Source organism: Azoarcus sp. TTM-91 (assembly GCF_012911025.1).
Taxonomy (GTDB): Bacteria; Pseudomonadota; Gammaproteobacteria; order Burkholderiales; family Rhodocyclaceae; genus Azoarcus.
This window is the reverse complement of sequence record NZ_WUEI01000002.1, coordinates 84,577-98,528: the sequence shown is the minus strand read 5'-3', so window position 1 is coordinate 98,528 and position 13,952 is coordinate 84,577. Positions and strand designations below refer to the sequence as shown.

The window sequence follows — 13,952 nt, the reverse complement described above, 5'->3', positions numbered from 1 at the left end:
AATGAAACGGGATATACCGCTGCCTCCGCTGGATGAACAGATGCTGACTGGTGCGGAGGCCTCCCGCTCGCTGGCCTGGGTGGCTGGAGCCATCGCCTTCGTGCTCGCCTGGCTGGTCACCTGGTACTGGGGGACGGCGACCGAGATCGCCGGGATCTGGTGGCGTTCGGATACCTTCGCCCACGGTTTGATCGTGTTACCGGTGTTCGGCTGGCTGGTCTGGCGCCGCCGGGAATGGCTCGCCGGCTCCAGGCCCAGCGCCTGGGCCGCGACGGGCTTGCTCGCCTTGCCGCTGGGGCTGGGTTGGTTGATTGCCGAGCTTGGCAGCGTGGCCGGCGCGGCGCACTTCATGTTCGTCGCCATGGTGGTGACCGGCTGCGTGGTCATGCTGGGGCGCCGGCTCGCCGCCCTGTTGCTGTTTCCGCTCGCCTTCCTGTTCTTCGGCGTGCCCATCGGCGAGTTCCTGCTGCCGGTGATGATGCAGCACACCGCGGATTTCGCCGTCGCGGCGCTGCGGCTTTCCGGCATCCCGGTCTATCAGGAAGGGCTGTACTTCGTCATCCCCAATGGTCGCTGGTCGGTGGTGGAGGCCTGCAGCGGGGTGCGTTACCTGATCGCCTCGCTCATGGTCGGGGCGCTGTACGCCTATCTGAACTACAACCGCTTGTCCCGGCGCCTGGCCTTCATGGGCGTGGCGCTGGTGGTGCCCATCGTGGCGAACTGGGTGCGCGCCTACATCACAGTGATGGTGGGTTACCTGTTCGGCAACGAGGCGGTCGAGGGTTTCATCCACATCGTCTATGGCTGGGTGTTCTTCGGCATCGTCGTCTTCCTGATGTTCTGGATCGGCAGCTACTGGCGGGAGGAAGAGCTGGCGGCGCCGGCCGTCGCCACAGTCATGCCGGCGCCGCAGGCGGCGCGCTACTGGCTGGCCTGCCTGCCTTTCCTGGCGATCACTGCAGCCTTTCCGTTGCTGCTGCGCAGCCTGGAGGCGCCGGTGCCGGCATTCTCGGTGGCGCTGGAACTGCCGGAGGCTGCGCCCGGTTGGCAGCGGATGCCGGCTGAGCAGCCGGTGTTCACGCCCAGCTATCACGGCCAGCGCGGCGAGGCGTCGGCGATATACCGGGGCGAGGACGGCGGTGATGTGTTGCTGTATGTGGCCTATTACGCACGCCAGCAGCGTGGGCACGAGATGGTGACCTGGGGCAACGGCCTGCTCGGAGCGGATCGGCCGGGCTGGCGCATCCTCAGGAGTGACGTTGCCGAACTGCCGCAGGGCGGCAAGGCCAATCACGGGCAGATCACCAATGGGGTGTTGCGGTTGGATGCCTGGCACTGGTACCGGATGGACGAGCGGGTGGTAACCAGCGATTACCTCGCCAAGGCTTTCCTGGCGCTGGACCGCAGCTTCGGCCGGCCGGACGATTCGGCTGTGGTCGTGGTGCTGGTGAATGCGACGGAAGCGCCGGAGTTGGCACGCAAGCGGGCGCTGGCCTTCATCGAGGCGCATCGGCCCGCGCTCGAGCGCAGCCTGGACGCGGTGGAGATTCCCCGGTGAGGCTGCAGGATTCGCGTCCGCTGGTGGTGCACGTCGTCTACGGTTTCCGCGTCGGCGGGCTGGAGAACGGCGTGGTGAATCTGCTCAATCACATGGACCACGGCCGTTTCCGCCACACGGTGGTGGCGCTGAGCGAGTGTGATCCCGCCTTCTGCGCCCGGGTGACGCGGGCGGATGTGACGTTCATCTCGCTGCACAAGCCGGCAGGCCACGGCTTCCAGATCTATCCGCAGCTGTTCCGGCTGTTCCGGCAGTTGCGGCCGGCGGTGGTGCACACCCGCAACCTCGCCGCGCTGGAAACGGTGGTGCCGGCCTGGGCCGCGGGCGTGCCGGTGCGCATTCACGGCGAGCATGGCTGGGATGCGCGCGACCCGGACGGCACCCGGCGCAAGTTCCAGTTCCTGCGGCGCATTTACCGCCCCTTTGTCACGCATTACATCGCCCTGTCCGGACACATCTCCAGCTACTTGCAGGGCCGCATCGGCGTGCCGGCGGCCCGAGCCAGCCGCATCTGCAACGGGGTGGATACCCAGCGCTTCCGGCCTCGGGGCAATGATGGCGAGGTGGCGGCCGGCTTCCCCTACGCAGCCGGCCGCGATTTCGTTTTCGGCACGGTGGGGCGCCTGCAGGAAGTCAAGGACCAGCTCAACCTGGTGCGCGCCTTCGGGCTGCTGGCGGCGCGTTTCCCGCAGCGGCAGGACCTGCGCCTGGCCATCGTCGGCGATGGTCCGCTGCGGGGCGCGGTCGAGGCGGAGATCGCCCGGCTGGGCGTCGGTGGCCAGGTCTGGCTGGCCGGCGAGCGTTCCGACGTTGCCGATCTCATGCGCCAGCTGGACGTCTTCGTGCTGCCCTCGCGTGCCGAGGGCATCTCCAACACCATCCTCGAAGCCATGGCGTGCGCCCTGCCGGTGGTGGCGACCGATGTCGGTGGCAGTGGCGAGCTGGTCGTTGCCGGCGAAACCGGCGCGCTGGTGCCGCCCAGCGATCCGCGGGCGCTGGCCGATGCCATGGCTGCCTACGTGACGCAGCCGGCACTGGCGAAGTCGCAGGGGCTGGCCAGCCGGCGGCGGGTGGAGGAGGGCTTCAGCCTGGAAGGTATGGTCGGCCGCTACGCCGACCTCTATGCGCGCCTGCTCGACGATGCGGGGCATCCGCTGCCCGTGCTTCAACAATAGAAAGGATGTTCCATGTGCGGGATTGCCGGACTTTTCCATCTACGCGACAAACCTGAGTTCGACCGCGCCCTGGTGCAGCGGATGAACGATGTGCAGTTCCACCGTGGCCCGGACGAAGGCGGCTTTCATTTCGAGCCGGGGGTGGCACTGGCTCACCGCCGCCTGTCCATCATCGACCTCTCCACCGGCCAGCAGCCACTGTTCAACGAGGATGGCTCGGTGGCGGTGGTGTTCAACGGCGAGATCTACAACTACCAGGAACTGGTGCCCGAGCTGGAGGCCCTCGGCCACGTTTTCCATACCCGCAGCGACACCGAGGTGATCGTGCACGCCTGGGAGGCCTGGGGCGAGGATTGCGTGCGGCGCTTCCGCGGCATGTTCGCCTTCGCCCTGTGGGACCGCAAGCAGGACACCCTCTTCCTCGGCCGCGACCGCCTGGGCGTGAAGCCGCTCTACTACGCGCTGCTGCCCGACGGCACCTTTGTCTTCGGCTCCGAGCTCAAGGTGCTGATGCAGCATCCGGGGCTGGCGCGGGAGATCGATCCGCTGGCGGTGGAGGACTACTTCGCCTACGGCTACATCCCGGAGCCGCGCACCATCTACACCGGCGCGCGCAAGCTGGGCGCCGCCGAAACCCTGCGGCTGGTACGCGGCCAGCCGATGCCGGCGCCGCGCTCCTACTGGGATGTGCGCTTTACCCTGGACAACAAGCTGTCGCTGGCCGACGCCACCGAGGAGCTGGTGGAGCGGCTGCGGGCCTCGGTGAAGCTGCGCATGATTTCCGAGGTGCCGCTGGGCGCCTTCCTCTCCGGCGGCGTGGACTCCAGCGCGGTGGTGGCGACCATGGCCGGCCTGTCGGATGCGCCGGTCAACACCTGCTCCATCGCCTTCGACGACCCCGCTTTCAACGAGTCCGAATACGCGCGCATGGTCGCCGAGCGCTATGGCACCAACCACTACGTCGAGACGGTGAAGTCGGACGACTTCGATCTGCTCGACAAGCTGGCCGCGCTCTACGACGAGCCCTACGCCGACAGCTCCGCCATGCCCACCTGGCGCGTCTGCCAGCTGGCGCGCAAGCGCGTCACCGTCGCCCTGTCCGGCGATGGCGGCGACGAGAGCTTCGCCGGCTACCGCCGCTACCGCCTGCATGCGATGGAGGAGCGCCTGCGCGGCGCGTTGCCGCATGGGGTGCGCCGGCCGGTATTCGGCCTGCTCGGCCGGCTCTACCCCAAGGCGGACTGGGCGCCGCGGATGTTCCGCGCCAAGACCACCTTCCAGGCGCTGGCGCGGGATTCGGTGCAGGCCTATTTCCACGCCGTCGCCATCATGAACGACGACATGCGCCGCCGGCTGTTCACGCCTTCCTTCCGCAACAGCCTCGGCGGCTACCGCGCCATCGAAGTGTTCCAGCAGCACGCGGCGCGCGCCGGCACCGACGATCCGGTGGCGCTGGTGCAGTACATCGACACCAAGACCTATCTGGTGGACGACATCAACACCAAGGTGGACCGCGCCAGCATGGCCCACTCGCTGGAAACCCGCGAGCCGCTGATGGACCACGAACTGGTCGAATGGCTGGCGACGCTGCCCTCCGGCCTCAAGATCAAGGGCAACGAAGGCAAGTTCCTGTTCAAGAAGGCGCTGGAGCCCATGCTGCCGAACGACGTGCTCTACCGGCGCAAGATGGGCTTCGCCGTGCCGCTGGCGCGCTGGTTCCGCGGTCCGCTGAAGGACAGGGTGCGCGAAGCGGTGCTGGGCGACACGCTCGCCGCCACCGGTTTCTTCGAGCGCCGTTACCTGCAGCATCTGCTTGATGCCCACCAGTCCGGCGCCCGCGATTACAGCGCGCGCCTGTGGTCGCTGGTCATGTTCGAAGCCTTCCTGCGCAACAGCGGCCAGGCGGCCGAAGTCCGGCGCGCCGCCTGATACGGAATTCCCATGCGAGTCCTGCACGTATTCGATCATTCCATTCCGCTGCACAGCGGCTATACCTTCCGCAGCGCTGCCATCCTGCGCGAGCAGCGCGCGCTGGGCTGGGAAACCTTCCACCTCACCTCGCCCAAGCAGGGCCAGGTCGCCGAGCCGGTGCAGGAGGTGGATGGCCTGCGCTTCTATCGCTGCACCGAGCGGCCGACCAGCACGCTGCCGGTGGTGGGGGAGTTGCAGCTGATGCGCATCCTGGAGACGCGCATTGCCGAGCTGGGGCGCGAGCTGAAGCCGGATCTGATCCATGCCCATTCGCCGGTGCTGAACGCCGTTCCCGCGCTGCGCGCCGGCCGCAGCCTGGGCATCCCGGTGGTGTACGAGATCCGCGCCTTCTGGGAGGACGCCGCGGTGGATCACGGCACCACCCGCGAAGGCAGCCTGCGCTACCGGCTCACACGGGCGATGGAAACCTGGGCGCTGAAGCGGGTGGACCACGCCTTCACCATCTGCGAAGGGCTGCGCGCGGACATCGTCGCCCGCGGCATCCCGGCCAGCAAGGTGACGGTGATCCCGAACGCGGTGGACGTGGAGTCCTTCCAGCTCTCCGGCGATCCGGATACGGCGCTGAAGGAAAAGCTGGGCCTGGAAGGCCGGACGGTAATCGGCTTCGTCGGCTCCTTCTACGCCTACGAAGGCCTGGACCTGCTGCTGGCGGCGCTGCCGGCGTTGGTGGCGGCGCGGCCGGACCTGCGGGTGCTGCTGGTCGGCGGCGGGCCGCAGGAGGCGAACCTCAAGGCCCAGGCTGCCAGCCTCGGCCTGGCCGATCATGTGATCTTCACCGGCCGGGTGCCGCATGCCGAGGTCAGCCGCTACTACGACCTCATCGACCTGCTGGTCTATCCGCGCCACTCCATGCGCCTCACCGAGCTGGTGACGCCGCTGAAGCCGCTGGAAGCGATGGCGCAGGGGCGCATCTTCGTCGCCTCCGACGTCGGCGGCCACAAAGAACTGATCCGCCACGGCGACACCGGTCTGCTGTTCCGCGCCGGCAGTGCCGAGGCGCTGGCCGCGGCGGTGCTGGACGCGCTGCAGCGCCAGACCGCCTGGCCGGAGCTGCGCGCCGCCGGCCGCCGCTTCGTCGAGAGCGAGCGCACCTGGCGCCGCAGCGTGGCCGCCTACCAGGCCGCCTACGCCACCTGCCTGGCCTGAACCGAAGCGAGTACCCGCGATGCGCGACATACTGCTGATGCTGATCGTGGTGCCGGGCTCGGTGATCGCGCTGCGCCACCCCTACGTCGGCATCCTGCTGTGGACCTGGGTCAGCATCATGAACCCGCACCGGCTGGCCTACGGCTTCGCGCGCGAAATGCCCATCGCCATGCTGATCGGCGCCTGCACCCTGGTCGGCCTGATGATGACGCGGGAGAAGCGCCAGCCCTTCATCAACACCCCGCCGCGCATCATGCTGCTGCTGATGCTGTGGATGGTGCTGACCACCATCTTCGCCTTCGATCCGATAGGCAGCACCACCCAGCTCGAAAAGGTGATGAAGATCGACGTCATGGTGCTGGTCGCGCTGATGCTGGTGCGCACCAAGCGCGAAATGATCCTGTTCTGCTGGGTGTTCGTGCTGTCGCTGGCCTTCTACGGCATCAAGGGCGGCCTCTTCACCATCGCCACCGGAGGCAGCTTCCGTGTCTGGGGGCCTTACGGCTCCTACATCTGGGACAACAACCACCTGGCGGTGGCGCTGATCATGAGCATCCCGCTGCTGCGCTTCCTGCAGACCACGCTGGAGGGCAAGTGGCCGCGGCGGGCGATGACGCTGGCGATGGTGCTGTGCGCCGCCTCCGCCATCGGCTCCCATTCCCGCGGCGCGTTGCTGGCGATCACCGCCATGGCGCTGCTGCTGTGGTGGCGCGGCAAGAACAAGGCTGCCACCGGCGTCGTGCTGATCATGGTGGCCGTCGGGGTGCTGATGATGATGCCGGAGGAGTGGTGGGCGCGAATGCACACCATGCAGACCTACGAGCAGGATCAGTCCGCCATGGGCCGGATCAACGCCTGGTGGATGGCCTTCAACCTGGCGAGGGACAATTTCTTCGGCGCCGGTTTCCGCGCCTACACGCCGCTCACCTTCGGCCTCTACGCGCCGGATCCGGAACACCTGGTGGCGGCGCACAGCATCTACTTCTCGATGCTGGCCGAGCACGGCTTCCCCGGCCTCTTCATCTACGTCTCCTTGTGGCTGGCGACGCTGCACAGTGCCCGCTGGCTGCGCAAGAACGCCGCCGGCCATCCGGAGGCGGCCTGGTGCGTGCAGCTGGGGGCGATGGCCGAGGTGTCCATCATCGGCTTCCTGGTGGGGGGCACCTTCCTCAGCCTGTCCTACTTCGATTTCCCCTACAACCTGATGGCGCTGGTGGCGGCCGCCCGCTACTGGGTGGCGACCAAGGCCTGGGAGCGGGAGCCGCCGCCGCCCAAGATGCGTACGCTGTTCGGGGTGAAGCTGTTCTTCGGCGACCGCCTGCCGCGGCCTGGCGACCCGCGTTCAGCGCCGCAGCAGGCGTAGCGCGTAGTTGCGCAGGTCGGCGAAGAAGGGGCCTGCGTCGTCGCTGCGCCACAGGTAGTAGCGCACCCGCGGGCGCAGGAAGTCGGTGAAGAATCGCCGCACTTCCTGCAGCGGCTGACGGCGGAAGAAGGGGTCGGCGATGCGGCCGGGTTGCAGCAGCAGCCTCACCAGCCGCTTCACCTCGGTGCTCACCATGCGGCAGCGTAGATCTTCCCGTACCGCCGGCAGCGCCGGGACCACGCCGCAGCCTTGCACCTGGTAGGCCAGCAGGGCGAAGCCGGCACCGGCATGCACCGCCAGCGGGAAGCTGCCCCAGAAACGGCCGTTGATTTCCATCAGCACCGCGTCGCCGGTGGCTTCGTCCAGCCGGTACTCCACCATCGCGCAGCCTTCCCAGCCTATGGCCTTCAGCAGCGCGATGGATTGCTCCTGCAATTCCCGGTGGCGCGATAGTGGCACCGCGTCGCACACGCTGGAGAAGCCGCCTTCGGGCGGCCACTCGGCGATGCGCAGATGCTGGAAGCGGCGCAACACCTCGCCCTTGTGCAGGTAGAAGAACTGGCCCAGGCCACGGCCGGGGCAGTATTCCTGGATCAGCGGCCAGATGCCGGCGGCCTGGAAGCGCTCGCCGATGCGCCGCAGCGCGGCTTCATCCCGCGCGTACTCCAGCTTCTCCCAGGCGATGCCATGGGCGCGCAGTACCGGGATGGCGGTGATCGGGTCGGCCCACTTCACCACCGCCGGGTAGCGCACCTGGGCTGCGGCCGCATGCCATTCGTCCAGCGTGGCGGCGGAGAAGCCGCGGGGTACCCGCAGGCCCAGGCCGGCGGCGGTTTCCAGCGTCAGCCGCTTGTCCAGCACGCGGCGGAAGGCGTCTTCCGGCGGCGCGATGGCGCGGATGCGGCCGAGCTGGTCGCGGTGGGCAATCAGCCAGCTGAGGTCGGCCTCGGAGACGGCCAGCAGCACCGCGTCACCCAGCTCCTCGCCGAGGCGGTGCAGGGTGGCTATCAGCTGCGCATCCCGCTTCGGCCCGACGACGATGCCGCGCTCCAGGTAGCGGGAGGACAGCCCCACCGAGTTCGGCCGGCTGGCGAGGCCGATGACGCGCACGCCGGCCTGGCCGAGCTCGCGCACCACGGCGACGCCGATCTGGCTTTCGATGCCCAGCACCAGGCAGGGCGGATGGGCGTTGCTGGTGGCGGCAGGCGGCGGAGAGTTCATCGCAGGGGACTGAGGGCGGGCGGCAGCCGGCGCAGGGCCTGCTCCGCGTAACGGGTGAGGGTGGCGAACTTGCCGACCCGGGGCGGCGCCAGCCGTGCGGCAGTGCGTGGCGGCGCATAGTCGGCGAAGCCGCGGGTCGGCAGCCGCTCGCGGTGGGCGGCGAGATGGCGGCACAGGGCCTCGAAGCGGCGTACCACCACCGCATCCGGCAGGCTGGTGCCGCTGCGCAGCAGTTCGAAGTTGTGCGACAGGATGACGAACTGGCCGCGGCCCTGGGCCTGGGCGTCGTCCATCGCCTGGCGCAGCTCGGCAAAGCTGCAGGCGCCGATCTGGGCGTGGCGCAGCTTGCCTAGCCCATCGCGGAAGATGCTCATCGGCGCCAGCTCCACGCCGTTCCAGCGCTGCGGCGTCTCCAGGTCCAGCTCGCCGCGCAGATCTTCGCCGGATAGCGGGTAGGCGGCATTGAGGCTGCTATCCACCGCGATGCCGTTCGCGGCCAGGGCGGCCAGGGTGTCGCGGTTGGCGGCGAAGCTGCCGGCGCGGAAGGCGCTGACCGCCGTGCCGGCGGCGGCTTCCAGCAGTTCGCGGCCGAGCGCGACCAGCCGGGTCTGCTCTGCGCGGTCGTAATGGATCAGGTGCTGGCGCTTTTTCAGCGGCTTGTCGGGGAAGACCGGCGGGCGGATCTCATCGGTCCATTCCGGGTGCAGATGCAGCTGGATTTCCTGGCCGGCGTTCCGGATCAGCTGACAGATGCGCTCCAGCCAGGCGGAGCCGAAGCGGGCGGAGAACAGCGGCTCGACGAAGAACACGCCACGCAGGCCGTGGCGGTTCAGGATCTCCAGCGTTTTCGGCAGGGCGTACTCGCCGGCGGCGGAGCGGCCGTGGATGTAGCGTTCGAAGGCCGGCGGAAAGCGCGCGTCCAGCTCCTGCCAGCTGCCGCACCAGACCTCGATGTCGAAGGTCAGGTAGACATTCATCGCCGGGTGCAGGGGCTGGCGGCCAGCCGCAGTTCGCGTATCAGGTGCAGCACCGCCGGCTGGATCACCGCGAAGCAGCTGCGGAAGTACTCGCGCGACAGGGTGTGCGGATCGTGGATGTGATAGCGCAGCGGCCGTGCCCAGTGGCCCAGCAGCACAATGTTCCCGGCCGGGATGCCGCGGGCGGCGAGGCGGTGGGCGTGGCGCAGCTCCATGACGACGTAGAGGTCGCCTTCGCCCGCCTCGAAATCCGCCAGGTTGGTGGCCTGGTGGCTATCCAGCGCATAGCCCAGTTCGGCCGCGGTGGCGATGGCCTCCGGCGTGGCGGGGGCGCCGCTGGTGGTGGACAGGCCGATGGAGCAGCAGCTCACCGTTTCGCGGTCGGCGACCGCGCAGGCGAAGGCGCTGCGGTTGATGTTGCCCAGGCAGACGAACACCAGCCGGCGTATCGCCGCCGGCTGGAGTTGGCGGAAGCGCGCCGGCGGACCGGCGATGCCGTCCCACTGGCCGAGCAGGTAGCGCACCCAGCCGCGCGGGGTGCCGTAGTTGGCGGCGATCAGCGCGCGGGCACGGGCCAGTGGACCGCTCACAGGCCGTACTCCGGCGCATGGGCGCGCAGCCACAGCTCCAGCACCACCAGGATCCACACCATTTCGCCGTAGTAGCCGGGGTGCGAGGGCAGCAGGCGGCCCACCAGGTCGTCGATGAAGGCGGGCTGCACGATGCCGCGCTGCTTGAGGCCGTTCAGCGCGTCCCGTGTCAGTTCGCGCAGGCCGTCGTGGCGGCCGGCCCAGACGCCGAAGGGCAGGCCGAAGCCATGCTTCTTCTTGCTGATGATTTCGTCCGGCAGGAAGCCGCGCAGCGCTTCCTTGAAGAACCAGCGCAGCGTCTGGCCGCGCAGCTTCCATTCCTCGGGAAGGGTCAACGAGAAGGCGATCAGCTCGTCGGCCAACAAGGGGAAGGAGACCGACACGCCGGCCAGGTCGGCGGTGCCGATGACCTTGGGCAGGTCGTTGTCCGCCAGGGTGTATTTCCAGTCGAAGGCCAGCATGCGGTCCAGCAGCGAGGCGCCGGCGCTGCGCTCCCAGGTGCGGCGCTGGGCCTGCAGCGGGGCGTCGGTGGCCACGCGGGAGAGGAAGCTCGGCTCGAACACGGTGTCGAAGCCCAGCCGCAGCAGCAGGTTGTACATGTCCAGCCGGTCGGGCAGCGGCACCTTGGCCTGTTCGACATAGCTCGCCGCCTTGCGCGTCAGCGTCATGCCGCCCATGCCGGGCAGGCCGAGCACCGGCTCCAGCAGGCCGCGGCGGACCAGGCCGGGCACGCGCTCGTAGAGGCCGAACACCTTCTGCTTGGCGTAGCGGGCGTTGCCGCCGAAGAGTTCGTCGCCGCCGTCGCCGGCCAGCATGTGAGTGATGCCGTCGGCGTGGGCGCGGCGCACGCAGACCCAGGCCGGCGCACCGGAGGAGTTGCCGAAGGGCTGGTCGTAGTGGGCGGCGACCTTGGGAATGGCTTCCAGCAGGTCGTCCGGCGTCACGTAGTACTCGTGGTGCTCGGTGCCGAAGTGGCGGGAAGCAAGGCGGGCGTACTCCATCTCGTCGTAGCCGCTGGCGTCGAAGCCTATGGAGTAGGTCTGCGCCGGCTTGCCGAAGACCTTGCACAGCATGCCGGAGACGGTGGAGCTGTCGGTGCCGCCGGAGAGGAAGGCGCCGATGGTGCCGTGGGCGGCCTCGCGCGCTACCGAGCGTTCGACGATGTCGAGGAACTCCGCCTTGCTCGCTTCCAGGTCGCGGTGGGGATCCGGGGCGAAGCGGGGCGTCCAGTAAGGCACGACCTCCTGCACGCCGCCGCGCCAGCTCAGTACATGGGCGGCGGGCAGCCGCTGCACGCCCTGGAAGATGGTGCGCGGCGCGGGAATGACGTGGAAGTAGAGGTAGTCGAAGATGGCCTGCGGGTCGACCTCGCGGCGCTCGCCGGGTACCGCCTCCGCCCGGTTGGCGAAGGCGCAGCGCTCGGTATCGGCCGCGTAGCACAGGGGGTAGGTGCCGAAACGGTCTACCGCCAGGTGCAGGGTCTGGCCATCGGCCAGGGCGACGGCGAAGCGGCCGCCTACATGGGCCGCGGCCTGCGCGCCGTGGGTGCGGAAGGCTGCCAGCCAGGCCGCGGCAATGCCTTGCTGTTCAGCCAGTTGTTGCAGGGCTGCGTCGTCGAAGCGCGGTGTGCCCCAGGCCAGGCAGGCGGCCTCGCCGTCGCGGGACAGCGCGGCGGCGCCGGCGGCGTGGCCGAGAAAGCCGTGCCCGAGTTCGGTGATGGCAAGCCCTTCGGCAGGGGTGGGGTACTGCGGGGGAGCGGAGCGCGAGAGCATTCCGGCGATGGTCGCAGGCAAGCGGGCCTCCTTGGATTCTGTGGTGATCATTGCGCCATCAGCGAGGATAACGCCTTCATCATGTTTTTTTGCACCTGCCCGGCTTCATAGGTTTCCAGAAAGCGGGCGCGGCCGTTGGCGGCGATGCGGGCGCGGAGGGCCTCGTCCTTGAGCAGGCGGATGCAGGCCTCGGCGAAATCCGCCGGGGTGTCGGCGATGAGCAGGTCTACGCCCGGCCGCAGGTCCAGGCCTTCGGCGCCTATGGTGGTGGACACCACCGCGCGGCCGAGGGCGAGCGCCTCCAGGATCTTGATGCGGGTGCCGCCGCCGTAGCGGATGGGCACCAGCACCACGTCCGCCGCCTCGTAGCAGGGCTCGACCCGCTCCACGCCGGCGGTGACGGTGACCTCGGGCAGTTGGGCCAGCGCCAGTACCTGCGGCGAAGGTCCGCGGCCGACCACGTCCACCGCGAAGGGCTGGCCGCAGCGCTGCCGCAACAGCGGCAGGATCTCGGCGCAGAAGTACAGGATGGCGTCCTCGTTCGGCTTGAAGGACAGGGTGCCGAGGAAGAGCAGCCGGGCGGGGCCGTCCTGCAGCGCCTCCGGCAACTGGGGGAGGGCGGGAAAGGAGTTGGGCAGGATGCTGATCGCCGCCTTCGTGCGCCGCCTGCCGAGCTTGGCCGCATCCACGCTTGAACACACGCCCACCGCGTCGGCGCGCTGCAGCGCGTCGTGCTCGCTGGCGCGGGCGCTGGCCGCGTCCGCCAGGATCAGCAGCCAGCGTTCCAGGCCGAAGTCGCCCCGGCGGGCGAGGAACTCGCGCCACAGCACTTGCGACTCGATGTCGTCCAGGTCCACGAAACGGCGCTGCCAGCGGAGCCCGGCACGGCGGCCGACTTCGTCAAGCAGGGCGTGGCTACGCAGGCGGAAGCAGAAGGCGAGGTCGTAGGCCGTGGGGGGCAGCAGGCTGTCGGTGGTGTCGTTCTCGATGTCGTACAGGGGGCCGGGGAACAGCGGCAGCCGGCGCAGCAACGTCAGCCCCGGCAGGCGGGCGGCGGCGCGGCGGGCGGAAGGGCGTATCGGCAGCACGGCAACATGGCGGCATAGCGCCGCCGCCGTCTGTAGTGCCCGCGGGTCGGTGGCGCGGCGCTGGGCGGGCAGCAGGCATAGCATCAGGTCGACCTCCGCCCCGGTGGACAGCGCCTGCAGGTGTGACCAGGAGCGCTTCTCCCAGCCGGAGCCGGTGGCGTTGGGGATGGCGGGGGAGAGGAAGAGGATGCGTTTCTTCGGGGGCTGCTCGGTCACGCGGCGGTCCGGCTCAAGAGTTGGTTGAATTCGCCGACGGCGTCCTCCAGCTGCGCCAGCTTGCTGTCGAACACCTGCGGGGAGGAGAGGAAGCGGCGCTTGCCGCCGGCAATGGCACGCAGGCGCTGCTCGATGAGCTTGCGCTTGAGGTAGCCGCGGGCGCTCGCCACCATGCCGCTGGCCGGCCAGATGGGCGGGAGCGGCGCGGGCTGGTACTCCAGGCCGACCGAGCGGCACCAGTCGGTCCATTTGAACTGGCGGGTCGCGCCTTCATGGCCGGTGTTGTGGGCGCATACCGGAAACCACGGGATGCGCAGGGCATCGGCGAGGATGGCGCCGTGCATCGCCTCGCTGATGATAAAGCTGCAGCGTGACATTTCGTCCAGGAAAGCTTCCACGTCCAGATGGGGGGAGATGAAGCGCATGCCGAGATTTTCGACGATTCGGCGCCAGCTGTCGCCGGGCGCGGTGAAGTAGGGGACGAAGCCGATCCCGTGCCGCTCCGTGGTCTGAGCCGTGTAGTACCTGACCAGTAGGGTGGCAGGATCGATTGCGGCATAGCGGTCCGCGGCGAGACCGAGCGCTTCGGCGGTCAGCGGTCCGCGGACCGCGAAGCAGTGCAGGCCGACATCGGGGGCGATGCCGGTGTCGCGCTGCCGGGCGCCGCTGCCGAGGACGTACTTCGCGCCGGGCGAGTTGAGGCGTTTGTCGAGGATGGAGCCGATACCGTAGAACGTTCCGTCCAGCGTGGAGGCGGCCAGATTGGGCAGTGCCCGCGGCCAGAGCCAGACATTCAGTGCATCGCCGACGTTGGGCGGGTCGGACTGGTACCAGTACAGCTCCATCTTGAATAC

11 protein-coding genes are annotated in these 13,952 nt (G+C 69.0%); 5 read left to right on the top strand and 6 right to left on the bottom strand.

Translation table 11 applies throughout. The features are described 5' to 3' along the window. The first annotated feature begins 1 nt into the window (after nt 1). Genes xrtA through GRF61_RS01170 form a run of 5 tightly spaced genes read left to right on the top strand, consistent with a single transcriptional unit; the run spans nt 2 to nt 7,234 of the window. On the top strand, nt 2-1,558 hold the full coding sequence (gene xrtA, locus GRF61_RS01190) for an exosortase A (RefSeq protein ID WP_246034661.1): 1,557 nt from the start codon (nt 2-4) through the stop codon (nt 1,556-1,558). Nucleotides 1,559-1,560: 2 nt separating this feature from the next. Further along, a complete protein-coding gene (locus GRF61_RS01185; protein WP_169148950.1) occupies nt 1,561-2,733 on the top strand; it encodes a TIGR03088 family PEP-CTERM/XrtA system glycosyltransferase in 1,173 nt (390 codons plus the stop codon). A 12-nt stretch (nt 2,734-2,745) separates the two neighbouring features. Then, nucleotides 2,746-4,662 carry an XrtA/PEP-CTERM system amidotransferase gene (locus tag GRF61_RS01180; protein ID WP_169148914.1) on the top strand — a complete coding sequence of 639 codons (1,917 nt, stop codon included), beginning with the start codon at nt 2,746-2,748 and terminating at the stop codon, nt 4,660-4,662. Between the two features lie 12 nt (nt 4,663-4,674). After that, complete coding sequence (locus tag GRF61_RS01175; protein WP_169148913.1) at nt 4,675-5,871, top strand: TIGR04063 family PEP-CTERM/XrtA system glycosyltransferase; 1,197 nt, start codon at nt 4,675-4,677, stop codon at nt 5,869-5,871. Nucleotides 5,872-5,890: 19 nt separating this feature from the next. Continuing rightward, nucleotides 5,891-7,234 carry a putative O-glycosylation ligase, exosortase A system-associated gene (locus tag GRF61_RS01170; RefSeq protein ID WP_169148912.1) on the top strand — a complete coding sequence of 448 codons (1,344 nt, stop codon included), beginning with the start codon at nt 5,891-5,893 and terminating at the stop codon, nt 7,232-7,234. Here GRF61_RS01170 and GRF61_RS01165 read toward each other — a convergent pair. Genes GRF61_RS01165 through GRF61_RS01140 form a run of 6 tightly spaced genes read right to left on the bottom strand, consistent with a single transcriptional unit; the run spans nt 7,214 to nt 13,943 of the window. Then, nucleotides 7,214-8,455, bottom strand: coding sequence for a carboxylate--amine ligase (locus tag GRF61_RS01165; protein ID WP_169148911.1), 1,242 nt, complete (start codon nt 8,453-8,455; stop codon nt 7,214-7,216). The two genes, GRF61_RS01170 and GRF61_RS01165, sit on opposite strands and share 21 nt — an antisense overlap. Continuing rightward, on the bottom strand, nt 8,452-9,432 hold the full coding sequence (locus GRF61_RS01160; RefSeq protein WP_169148910.1) for a polysaccharide deacetylase: 981 nt from the start codon (nt 9,430-9,432) through the stop codon (nt 8,452-8,454). Before GRF61_RS01160 ends, GRF61_RS01165 begins: the two co-directional genes overlap by 4 nt. After that, nucleotides 9,429-10,022, bottom strand: coding sequence for a low molecular weight phosphatase family protein (locus GRF61_RS01155; RefSeq protein ID WP_169148909.1), 594 nt, complete (start codon nt 10,020-10,022; stop codon nt 9,429-9,431). Before GRF61_RS01155 ends, GRF61_RS01160 begins: the two co-directional genes overlap by 4 nt. After that, a complete protein-coding gene (locus GRF61_RS01150) occupies nt 10,019-11,845 on the bottom strand; it encodes an asparagine synthase-related protein (protein WP_248281057.1) in 1,827 nt (608 codons plus the stop codon). The genes GRF61_RS01155 and GRF61_RS01150 overlap by 4 nt, the downstream gene beginning before the upstream one ends. After that, the gene (locus GRF61_RS01145) at nt 11,842-13,098 is read right to left on the bottom strand and encodes a glycosyltransferase (RefSeq protein WP_169148908.1); all 1,257 of its coding nucleotides are present in this window, start codon (nt 13,096-13,098) and stop codon (nt 11,842-11,844) included. Before GRF61_RS01145 ends, GRF61_RS01150 begins: the two co-directional genes overlap by 4 nt. After that, nucleotides 13,095-13,943, bottom strand: coding sequence for a polysaccharide pyruvyl transferase family protein (locus tag GRF61_RS01140; protein WP_169148907.1), 849 nt, complete (start codon nt 13,941-13,943; stop codon nt 13,095-13,097). Before GRF61_RS01140 ends, GRF61_RS01145 begins: the two co-directional genes overlap by 4 nt. Nucleotides 13,944-13,952: the final 9 nt, after the last annotated feature.